Annotated in this window: 7 protein-coding genes; 4 read left to right on the top strand and 3 right to left on the bottom strand. The window is 45.3% G+C overall.

What is annotated here, in order from left to right; all coding sequences use genetic code 11:
- Positions 1–448: 448 nt before the first annotated feature.
- The 3 genes from ACJ2PR_RS32910 to ACJ2PR_RS32900 form a co-directional block, all read right to left on the bottom strand.
- The gene (locus ACJ2PR_RS32910; protein WP_446880203.1) at positions 449–2,254 is read right to left on the bottom strand and encodes an ATP-binding protein; all 1,806 of its coding nucleotides are present in this window, start codon (positions 2,252–2,254) and stop codon (positions 449–451) included.
- A gap of 128 nt (positions 2,255–2,382) precedes the next feature.
- Positions 2,383–2,763 (bottom strand): response regulator, encoded by a 381-nt coding sequence (locus ACJ2PR_RS32905; protein ID WP_446880202.1) that lies wholly within the window; start codon positions 2,761–2,763, stop codon positions 2,383–2,385.
- A 532-nt stretch (positions 2,764–3,295) separates the two neighbouring features.
- The gene (locus tag ACJ2PR_RS32900; RefSeq protein WP_446880200.1) at positions 3,296–6,025 is read right to left on the bottom strand and encodes a response regulator; all 2,730 of its coding nucleotides are present in this window, start codon (positions 6,023–6,025) and stop codon (positions 3,296–3,298) included.
- Between the two features lie 692 nt (positions 6,026–6,717).
- Between ACJ2PR_RS32900 and ACJ2PR_RS32895 the strand changes: the two genes are divergently transcribed.
- From ACJ2PR_RS32895 to ACJ2PR_RS32880, 4 genes are all read left to right on the top strand, one after another.
- Complete coding sequence (locus ACJ2PR_RS32895) at positions 6,718–7,818, top strand: hybrid sensor histidine kinase/response regulator (RefSeq protein WP_446880199.1); 1,101 nt, start codon at positions 6,718–6,720, stop codon at positions 7,816–7,818.
- 21 nt (positions 7,819–7,839) lie between these two features.
- Positions 7,840–9,183 carry a GAF domain-containing sensor histidine kinase gene (locus tag ACJ2PR_RS32890; RefSeq protein ID WP_446880198.1) on the top strand — a complete coding sequence of 448 codons (1,344 nt, stop codon included), beginning with the start codon at positions 7,840–7,842 and terminating at the stop codon, positions 9,181–9,183.
- A 79-nt stretch (positions 9,184–9,262) separates the two neighbouring features.
- Positions 9,263–10,348, top strand: coding sequence for a hybrid sensor histidine kinase/response regulator (locus tag ACJ2PR_RS32885; protein WP_446880197.1), 1,086 nt, complete (start codon positions 9,263–9,265; stop codon positions 10,346–10,348).
- 189 nt (positions 10,349–10,537) lie between these two features.
- Positions 10,538–11,716, top strand: a complete 1,179-nt coding sequence (locus ACJ2PR_RS32880; protein WP_446880196.1) for a transposase — start codon at positions 10,538–10,540, stop codon at positions 11,714–11,716.
- Positions 11,717–11,737 lie beyond the last annotated feature (21 nt).

Here is an 11,737-nt window from a genome sequence, read left to right as displayed (position 1 = left end):
TTTCAGATTTCTGGCGATTTGGCAACCCCTTCTTGAGAATGGTGCAAGATCTGAGGTAGACTTCTCTGCTTGCCTTACTCCTCTCTTCCCGACTTTTTCCCAGATTGAACGATATATTGAAGTCTAGCCAAGCTTTTGTGATGCTACCAATGTCTAATATCAAATCCTCCCAGCCTGCAAATAGGCAAATTGTGTGGCATACTACAGCGATATCTACACTTGGTGGCGATTGTTGTGAGTCTGTCTACGTTCACAAAGAAACACTTTGGTTAGACGAGCAAGGAGATGTAGTTTGTCGAGAGCCGCATCCAGATCTGATTGTGATAACAGTAGACACCCTGCGAAATGATCCAGAGTTATTTGCAGCAATTTCCCTGATTCAAATGAAGATTGATTCATCATGGCCTCTGTAAATAGAGTTGATGACAATCCTCTCTGAAATAGCGGGCTACAAAGGAATCGTGAAATAAAAACGGCTACCTTTTCCGACTATGCTTTCAGCCCAAATGCTCCCACCATGTTGTTGAACAATACTACGACAAATCGCTAATCCCAATCCTGTTCCTTTTTTCTGAGAAGAATCAGAACAACGCACCTGATGAAATCGCTCAAAGATAGCTTCTAGCTGATCACCAGGAATTCCACACCCTTGATCTTTGATAGTGATTTGCAGCAGGTTAGGGAGTATAGAAGAGGAGTCAGAAATCTTCTCAACATTAATCCAGACTGTCTCGCCGCCAGGTGAAAACTTGATTGCATTATTGATTAGATTGGTGAGAACTTGGATGATGCGATCGCTATTTACATTAACTTCAACACTCTGAATCTCAGGATCATGCGAAGACACACAGAGCGTCACCCCGGCTTGATGGGCTAAAACTTGCAGTGTATCTACGACATCTGCTATCAGGTTTGTAAGATTGCAGGGATGCTTTTCTAAGGCGATCGCGCTTGACTCCAACCGCTCTAGCTCCAAAACATCATTCACCAAACGAACTAAGCGATCGGCATTTTTAGCCGCAATCTTAACAAAGCGCTGCCCCCGCTCAGACTCAATATCGATGCGATTGTTGGCTAACAACGTTAATGCGCCGTGAATCGAGGTTAAGGGCGTTCGCAGTTCATGGCTGACCACAGAAATAAACTCATCTTTCACCTGAGCGGTAATGGTTCGCTGAGTAATATCGGTTGAAATGCCACACACAGCCTGAACAGTTCCACTCGCATTGAACAAAGGAAACTTAACAGAAAGATAGGTATGCAGCCCGTCCTCAAGCAGTGCAACTTCTTCAACCTCCAAGGGTTGCCTACTTTCAATCACAGTCTGGTTATTGGTGATAAACTCAGCAGCGATCTCAGGCGAAAAAACATCTTCGATCGATCGACCAATAATCTGCTGACCATCAACCTTGAACGTTTTTTCATAACGCTGATTAATGAGCAAAAAATTCTTTTGAATATCCGTTAGATAGATAACTGATGGGGAGTTGTCAATGATTGCTTGAAGCACATGCTGGCTATCTCTCAATGCTTTTTCTGTTTTCTGATGTTCAACAATTTCTTGGCGCAGTTGGGCACTGATCTGTTGCAATTCGTAGATTTGCGCTACATAAGTTTCTAGTTCTTCCCTATGATTCGTTGACGAACTCACAGATTGGGCTTGATCAGTCAAATCTTCAGCCCGCATCAACTCAAGCTTGTTTTGTAGCAAGGATCTCCATCCTACTTCTGATGGCACGATTTTAGCGTCAGTTGGATCGCAAACCGTAGTATCGAGGCAACTAATCACTCGTCCAACTATTTTTCGATCAACACAGTGCGGTTTTGAGTAGCGCTTAAAGACTCGTCCATCTTTGAATTCCACTAAGCTATGGCTCTCTAGGTCGAGTTGATCATATTCTGCACTCACCTGCGCTAGAAAATGTCTTGGATCTTTCACATAATTTTGAACAAAACTTAGTAACTGATGGTGGCTTCGTGATAAGGCAATTGACTCAGGTATATCCCATTGTTTAAAGAATCTTTGGTTGTAGTACAAAATTTTTCCTTCAGGATCGACGACTAGAATTCCATTCAATGCTGATTCTAATGCCACCTCTAAAGGAGGGAAAGCCGCTTTCGATTTGCCTATTTGAAGGGGTAGAGCGTCTTTGCAAGCTTGGCTTTGTTTTAGATACTCGATTTGCGATCGAAGGTTTTTTAGCTCTTCAATCAGCTCATCTCTGCTCTTGCCTTCACTTTCAGTGTTACTCATCGTATTAACAAGTCAGCTATATTGTTTGAGGAAGATTTATTCTTATAGAAGTGATGAACTTGTAATATGCCAGCAGAATGTGAATTATTTGTGATCATAATTTTTTGCACTTTGACATTCAGAAATTTCTAATCCAAGGCATCCCAACCCAGCGCATCTGTGATTTGGTCAGCTAAGTCCTCTGGATTAAAAGGCTTTGCTAAGATCGCTGCAACCTTGATTCCTGCGAAATTGCGCTGGTCAATTACTCTAACTTTGGCAGTAAGAAAGATGACTGGGATCTGACAGGTGAGTGGGTTTTCCTGAAGTTTTTGCAGGGCGATCGTACCATCCATATCTGGAAGTATCACATCCAACAAGATCGCATCTGGCTGGTCTGCCACTGCCCTGGCCAATCCTTCTTCACCAGAGCTAGCTGTAATCACAGACCAGTCTTTCATAATTTCGAGACTAGCCTGTGCAATTTCTCGAATATCTTCCTCATCATCAATAATTAGAATCTGCTTCATCTATCCAAAACATACTATGCCTTAATGCCTTTTATGATGACAGACTTAATGTATCAAATAACGAACTTGTATTCAACATCACCTAAATGAGTGAGTTCGTAACTGAGTACATCCAATCAGTAAATAAGATTAACTGGTAAAGATGTTTTCTACAAAGGTTTAAGTTCTTGTGCCCTCACCAAGAACTTAATGTTCGACTTTATTTAACCCTACATTCTTAACCAGTTTATGTTACGCCAGGAACTCATTACTTGTTGAATTGTATTTTAGAGGCTGTTTGAACAGTATCAGAAGTTTTTTCACTTCGATTTTACTTCGTTCGCGATAAAAGTCAGGAATAAATCGTCGGTTTGTCCTTACGAACTTTATTTTGCTAGCCAAGATTTCAATCACGGGCAGAGCCGTACAAACAGGGTGTTGCTGAATGACGATATGATTTCGTAGCATTTTGAACGGAAGCTCAGGCTTTTCAAGAAGCGTTTCATATCCAGATTCAGCAACGCCGTACAAACAGTGGCAACTACCCATCTTTTTAAGCTTCTAACGCTTGTCGCAGTCGCTGCATCAGTCCTACAAGGCTACAGGGCATTAGAACATAGTCAAAGGCTCCCATTTCTATCGCTTTTTCTGCCTCGCTGCAATGAGTAGGCAGCAGAATCACACGGGCACTGCGCGTAATTTTTTTGCGCTTCAACTGCTGCAATACTTTTTCTCCGCTCAGATTAGGAAGATCGCTACCGAGCAAAATGACTTTAGGACGCAGCAAAGGATTTGACCCCGCGATCGCTCTCACTGCATCTGACCCATCTTGTAGCCAGTGAGTGTGGTAGCCTCGCGTCTCCAAGGCTTTTAGAATTAATTTAGCAAACGCCTGATCCGAGTGAACCAACACAACATCCACGACTGGCAAGGGTTGAGGTTGAGGCGGCTTCCAGCCCGATGGAAAAACGCGATCGCCGCCCAGGTTTTTTGCTGCGTTGAGCGCCGCGATCGCCGCCTCTCGGATCACCAAAAGTTCAGTCCCATCTTTTAGTGCCTGAGCCACTCCCGCACTAAATGTCATCTGAAGCGGACTACCCTCTGTCGTCGTCCAGCTTGCTTGACGCAACGTTTCTAGAATCTGGGCAAGCCACTCTACACCATCGCTGCGCGTCATCCCATACATACCCACGACAAACTCGGCTCCACCCCAGCGAGACATAATATCTTCCGGGCGTAGTTCTTGCCGCAGGAGCTGCCCAAACTGGCGCAAAAGTTTGTCTCCTGTTCCATAGCCATATTGTTGATTCACTGACTTCAAATCGTCTAGCTCCAAAACGGCTAAACAGAGTGGTGGCTGTGACTGCTTAGAAAGCTGCAAGAGTGTCTCTAAATCTTGGGTCGATCGCTGTCGATTGGTTAGCCCAGTTAGAGAATCGACCTCGGCCTGGCTTTGTAGGAGGCGAGTTCGTTCTAGTCGGTTGAAAATGCGGTTGACCAGCTCTGGCGCAACGATCGGCTTGCTAGCATAATCGTCTGCCCCTACTGCAAAGACTTGATGAATGGTGTCAGCATCCGTACAACTCGTGAGAAACATCACAGGCAAACTCTGCCAGCGAGGATCGTGTCGCAAGGTTTGACAAAGCTCAATACCGTTGATGTTTGGCATCTGGACATCGAGCATCAGTAGGTCAGGTCGAACGGCTTCCAGGTGTTCCCAAAATTGCAGCGGATCGTTTAAGGTCGCCACTTGCAGACCCCAAGGCTTTAGCAACGTAGAAAGCGAATTGAGAATGAAAGTATCATCATCGACGGCCAGAATTCTCGCTTCATTTTTTTGGGTTTGCTGAAGAGCTTTAACCACCGCTTCAAGGACTTGGACAGGTGTTGTAGTTTTTTGCAAAAAGCCTCGTCCTCTGAGGCGGGCCACTGCAACTCGATCGGTAAACTGATTACTGCTTGTAAAGACTAGTACGGGCAAAGCAGGAGATTGCTGAGACAGTTCTGCTAGAAAGGTGAGTCCGTCTTCTCGATGATCGGCAAACGATAAATCCAGCAATACCACATCGGGCTGAATGCGCTTCATTACCTCTCTTGCTGCATCAGGATGGGGCGCTAGCGTAGCTCTCAACCCAACCGCGATCGCTTCTGCCACGAGCAGAGCACCCAAAACCTGATCATCATCCACAATTAATAGCTGGAGAGACGATAGAGATTTGTTGCAGATAGAATCAATTCTCAGGGTAGGGTGATTGGGCGTTTTGGGCACTGCTTTTTCTATTACTTGTCTGAGATCTGCGATCGCTTTCTGTAGGTGGAATCCTGAGATATCTTCGGATTCAAACTGTTCTTCAAGCTGTCTGGCGAGATCAGATCCCTGCCCGACTCCGAAGGTGCCCAAAGAGCCAATGAGTTTGTGTGCTTCTTTCTGGGCACTCAGGCGGGTATTTGGGTCGAGTGGGTTCTGCGCTAATGAGTTTGCAGCTTGTTCTAGGAAATCAATTTTGAGTAAAATCCGCGACTTGCAGGAGTCCCAAATTTTGGCAATGCGATCGCGGCTTTGCTGTTGCTTTTGGCTCACGACCGCGAGAGGGGGTTGAGGGTTTAGATAAGCCTGATTCAGGCGATAGCCTAACCCATATACAGTTTCAATGAGATCTCCTGCTCCCGCTTTTTTTAACCTCTGCCGCAGCCCTTTAATGTGCGCTTTGATCGTATCTTCACTGGGTAACTCTTCCGCAAACGACCATAATTGTTCTAGTAGGACACTGCGACTGTATACGCGCTGGTTATTTCGCAATAGTAGCTCTAAAATTGCATACTCTTTGGGTGTCAGGTGTACTGGATAGTCGCTGTAAGTAACTTTGCAGGTACCAGGATTTAAGCGCAGTTCACCCCATTCCAAAGTAGGAGCAACAGCAGGCTGACCTCGACGTAGCAAAGCGCGAACCCTAGCCGCTAATTCTGTCAACGAGACAGGTTTAACAAGATAGTCATCGGCTCCTGCATCTAGCCCCATTACTTTGTCTTCGCTAGTGCCCCGTGCGGTCACCATCAAAATGGGAGATTGAATATCGTGCGATCGCAGCTTATGACAAAGACGAATACCGTCAAGCTTGGGCAGCATCACGTCTAATATAATCAGGTCATAAGTCACAATTTGGGCTAATTCCCACCCTTCTTGACCATCTAGAGCAATATCAACCACGTAGGTTTGCTCTAGAAATGCGGACTTAAAGAGGTCAGCAAGCTCCTGATGGTCTTCAACTAATAGAATTCTCACAAGGCAATGGATTGGTGGTAAAGGTAAAGTAGGGTGGTTGGGTGTGTGAGCAAAAAAATCTACTACTCCGGCATCTTTTGTTGTTAATAAACTTCAAGATGCCAAATCTTCTATATCTGTTGACTTGAGATGTAAGAAGACGATTAGTCAATTACTACCTGTTTAATAGAAGCCTGATTTCTTGGTTAAGCGATCGCGATCTTGAGAATATATTAAGGAAGGAACCGCAATTCATAATTATTTAGTCCTCAGATAAAATAGCCTTAGTTACTAATAAAGGTAGAAAAAAGAGGGAAAGGTTGAAATCTTAAGGGTTGCAAAGCTTTCCTAGAATCGTGCTACTTTGCCTCTCAGTCTTCATCAGTTGAGGTTAAAAAACAGAGCGCTCTAAGCCATCAAACAACCTCATAGGGGTACAGAAATCACTATCCCAATTCTGTCACAATTAGGCTTGCTTGACACAACACCTGCAACGATGATGGATACCACCTGGCTACTTCCCTGACAAACCGCTTGATCCCCACGCGCAGATCTGCGATTCTTCGGGGGTTGGCAAAGTCAATGCCACCTTGATTCAAGACTCAACCCTGTTTTTCTTCACCAAATATTCACCTTCTCACTTTAGCTTTGAGCTATGGAATGGTGGCGAGAAGGCGAGACATGCAAACAGAGTCACAGGTAGGGATCAGATCATGGAAAAGATTTTAGTCATTGAAGATGAACCGCAGCTTCGAGCCAACATTCAGGAGATTCTAGTACTTTCAGAGTTTGAAACGATCGCAGCCGCAGAGGGGCTAACAGGCGTTCAGATAGCGAAAAGTTGCGCTCCCGATTTGATTATCTGTGACATCATGATGCCTGAGTTAACAGGGTATGAAGTCCTAACTGCAATTCGTCAAGATGAAGTGACTTCAAACATTCCTCTGATTTTTTTGACCGCCCAAACCCAGCGATCGGATGTGCGTCGAGGCATGGAATATGGCGCGGCTGATTATCTAATGAAGCCCTTCTCACCTTCAGAACTCTTGAGAGCTGTCACCACCCAGCTAGCCAAACGAGAGATTTCTAATCGTGTAGCGGAAACCAAGCTCAATCACCTTCGCACCAATATTAGTCTGGCATTGCCCCATGAGCTGCATACACCCTTGAACGGCATCTTGGGTATGTCAGGACTACTTGCTGAAAGTTGTAGTAATCTGTCTGCTGATGAAGTACGCGAAATGGCTCAGATCATCCAAGGCTCTGCACGCCGTCTCCATCGACTCACTCAGAATTTCCTGCTCTATGCAGATTTGGAACTCATAGCAGCGAACCCAGAGAAACTACGAGAACTACGGGCGGGCGAAAAGAGTAGCTTCGCCAAATCAGCGATTGCATCGATCGCCAAACTCAAAGCGCAACAGGCGGGTAGAGAAGAAGATCTACAAATGGAGTTGCAAAATTTACCCCTGCCGATATCAGAAGAAAAACTCAGTAAAATCATTGAAGAACTCATCGATAATGCGTTTAAATTCTCACAGCCGGGCACTTTGGTAGAAGTCAGCAGCCAGTTTGATGCCACCACATTTACGCTTAATGTTATCGATCGCGGAAGAGGCATGACGGCTAGCCAAATTGCTAACTTAGGAGCCTATATGCAGTTTGATCGAAAGCTCTATGAACAACAAGGTTCAGGACTGGGATTGATGATTGCAAAACGCATGGTGGAATTACATGGGGGAGAACTAAATATCTCAAGCATCCCAGAACAGCAGACCGTCGTACAGGTCATTTTTCATCGACAGATTCATTGATAAACTAGAGGTACACTTCCTATGTCTCCTCTCACCGCACCTGAGATTGTGCTACAGATCGAACGGCTAAATAGCCTCTATCATCTAGCCCTGGCTCTTAATCAAGCAGAAACAATTCAGGACATTTATACAGTTGCGCTAGATGGTATTGGACGGACATTACAAACTAGCAGAGTGGCTGTTTTAGTTCCGGATGCAGATGGCATTCCTCGATATCAAGCTTCAATTGGCATCAGCGATCGCTATAAACAAATCGTAGAAGCCTACCTTGAATCCCTGAATGAACCCCTGAATGACAAAACAGTTCTCATTTCAAATAGTGAAGAAAAGCATGGTGTTGGATTACTTGACGAACTTCGAGAAAATGAAGGGATCAAAGCGACTGCTTCTTTTCCGCTACGCTACCAGGGAAAGAATTTAGGAAAAATAATTGTCTATTATGATGCTTTTCATGAGTTTGCACCGGAGGAAATTAAGCTAGCAAAAACGATCGCAACCTATATCGCAACTGTAATCACTCGTAAACAAAGTGAAATAGCTTTACAGCAAAGCTACCAACAATTAGCAGATGCAAATATCGAGCTGGCTAAAGTGACTCAGTTGAAAGATGAATTTTTGACTAACATGAGCCACGAATTGCGGACACCTCTCAACGCAATCTTAGGATTATCCGAAGGATTGCTAGAAGAATCCTATAGTGGGGCACTCAACGATCGCCAAAAGAAAGCAATCACCACAATCAAACACAGTGGAAGCCACTTGCTCGATTTGATCAACGACATTCTAGATCTCGCAAAAATCGAATCTGGAAAAATAGAACTACACCTCACACCAGTTTCAGTCCATCATCTCTGTGATTCTAGTTTGGCGATTGTGAAACAATTAGCGGACAAGAAAACAGTCCGATTAGTCACTCAAATCTCGACTGAAACGAATGCAATCTCGATCGATGAGCGGCGAATGCGCCAGGCACTCATTAATCTTCTAAGCAATGCGGTCAAATTCACGCCAGAGGGTGGTCAAGTGACATTAACCGTCCAGCCCGACTCAATTCATCAACACATTTGTTTCGGTGTGATTGATACGGGAATTGGCATCGCTCCAGAACATATTACTCAACTGTTCCAATCTTTTGTACAAATTGATAGCCGTGTCAATCGCCAATATACTGGAACAGGATTAGGATTGGCATTAGTTCGTCGCATTGTTGAACTGCATGATGGCATTGTCACAGTGGAGAGTAAGGTGGGACAAGGAAGTCAGTTTACAATCCATTTACCTTGGAGACAACATGATTTAGGACAATGTAATCCAGAGGTAGATTCGATTCGCTCCTCAAAAGCTGCTACTGCGATCGGCTTCTAGCCCTTAAATGTTTAAAGTAAATGCTTAAAGCTGAGAACAGATATAGTCCTAACGCAACCGAAGGCGGCTAAAACTTTCCATGAAAACGGCCTCTATTCTCGTCGTCGATGACGAAAGCACTAATTTTGATGTCATTGAGATTCTACTCTTTAAGGATGGACATCAGTTGAGCTATGCCTCTAGTGGGTGTGCAGCCTTAGCATGGCTGAAAACAAACCAACCGGATGTAATTTTGCTAGACGTAATGATGCCAGATTTAGACGGGATGGAAGTGTGTCGTCGCATCAAAGCAAGCCCTGTAATGCAGCAAATTCCTGTGATTATGGTGACTGCCTTGAACTCCAAAGAAAGCTTGGAACGCTGTCTAGAAGCCGGAGCAGATGACTTTGTAGGCAAACCTGTCAATGGGTCAGAACTGCGAGCGAGAGTGCGATCAATGCTGCGTATCAAACAGCAATATGATGCTCTGGAGGGTATGTTGCAACTGCGGGATGAATCGCTACAGTTGCGGGAAGATATGTCAAATATGATCGTTCATGATTTACGAAATCCGCTGACAAATATTGTTCTCTCTTCTCAAATTTTGAAGCTGCAAAATCTTACTGACAAACAGCAGCAGAAAGTTGAACAAATCGAGTATGCGGGGCGACGACTACAATCTTTAGTAGATAGTCTTCTAATCATGGCAAAGCTAGAATCTGGAAAAATGTTACTGAACCGGACTGAAGTCAATCTTTGCAAGATGGGTCAGGAAGTAATCACAGATTTTCAGGAGATTGCTGCTCAACAGCAGATTGAGCTAGTGAGCCAGCTACCAGAAGATCACAAAACGTTTTGGGTCGATGCTGCGTTGATGCGTCGTGTCATAGATAATTTGCTCTCCAATGCACTTAAATTTTCTCCTGCCAACACTCAGGTAGAATTAGAAATCTACTACCCCTCCGAGACACAGGTTCACATTAAAGTGAAAGACATGGGACGTGGAGTTAGTGAGGCCTTACAGCATCGCATTTTTGAGAAGTATGAAGTTGGGGAAGCCTTTCATGGAGTTCCTCAAGTTGGTCTAGGGCTGACTTTCTGCAAAATGGCGATCGCTGCACATGGAGGTACAATTTCTGTAGAGAGGCAGCAGCCTAAGGGGGCCGTTTTTACTATTAAGATCTAACTTGAGTGTTGTGATGTGGTGAGAGAGAAATCAACATCCTTCCGTGGTGGGATGTTGAAGGCAAAGGAATAGGCGAGAGTGCAGACGAGTTAAGGCTCGTTCAGTTAGTGTCACGAATTATTCGCGCTGAGGAGTGAGGGGAGAAAAAGGCTTAGAACGAGGGAGAACCCCCGAAGCAGGAGACCTCTCATGACGAACAGCTTCGCTGCGCCAAGGGCGTGCGCAGAGCGAGAACAACAAATTCTCCGAGTTCGACAACAAGGTGTGCATCCGGGACTGGAAGCTGCGCTTGCAGAGCAACTACGAACGGAAGTGGTGAGTACAGTCAAACAGGTGTTGGAAGGGGCGCTGAGAGAAGAAGTAACGGAATTTCTGAAGCATTTAGAGGGCAAGAGACCGTACCGCTCAGGCTACTACGAACGGCAACTGCATACCCAGTATGGCACCATTGAGCAGTTGCAGGTGCGGAAGTTACGAGAGCGGAACCCAGAACGCCAGTGGCAGATTTTGGAACGCTATCAGCGGAGTCTGGGGAATCTACTGGATTGGCTGTGCTGTTTGTATGTGATGGGACTGTCGTTGCGAGACTTGCAAGAAGCCTTGTATTTTGTAGTAGGTCGAGTTCTATCGGTGAATGCGGTGAACCAAATTACGTTACAAGTTCAGCGACGACTGGAGGAGAAACGACAAGCGCGATTCAGCCAGACCCCCGCGATCATCCTAGTCGATGGGGTGTGGGTGGACATCCAGTATGTGATTGCCGATGAGTACAAGGAAGACTTATCGGGACATCTGCGGCAACGGCGGCAAGTGGAAGAACGAGTGGTCTTAGCGGTAATGGCAGTCTGGGCAGATGGACGCACAGAATTAATCCATTATGAGGTTGCCGAAACCGAGAGTGAAGCCGCTTGGCGGGAGCTATTTGCCCACTTGATTGAGCGCGGATTCAACCCAGAAGCACTAGAGCTAGTTTGTAGTGATGGCAGTTCAGGGCTACCGCCCGCGATTGCCGCTTACTTTCCGAATGCTCAACAACAACGCTGTATTACCCACAAAGTTAGAGGGATAGAACGGCATTTGAACTATGAGCAACTGCCTCAAGTAGATGCTCAACAACAACCGCTCAAACTCACCGATACCAAGCAACGACGGCGCTTTGAAATCACCAGTGATGCTTATGATATTTTCGAGGCAACGGATGTCAACCAAGCACAGGTGCAATTGCAAAGCTTTGCCCAGAAGTGGCAATTGCTTGAACCCGATGCAGTCCGCACCTTTCTCAAGGATAGTGAATTAACCTTGACGTTCTATCAATTTCCGCCCGACCTCCACAGCTACAGCACATTTCAGGTTTATGGAGTACAGTAACAACAGTCAGCAAACCAGTTG

The sequence above is a fragment of the Phormidesmis sp. 146-33 genome (assembly GCF_052939515.1).
Note: the sequence above shows the minus strand (reverse complement) of the source record. Positions and strands in the feature narration are given on the sequence as shown.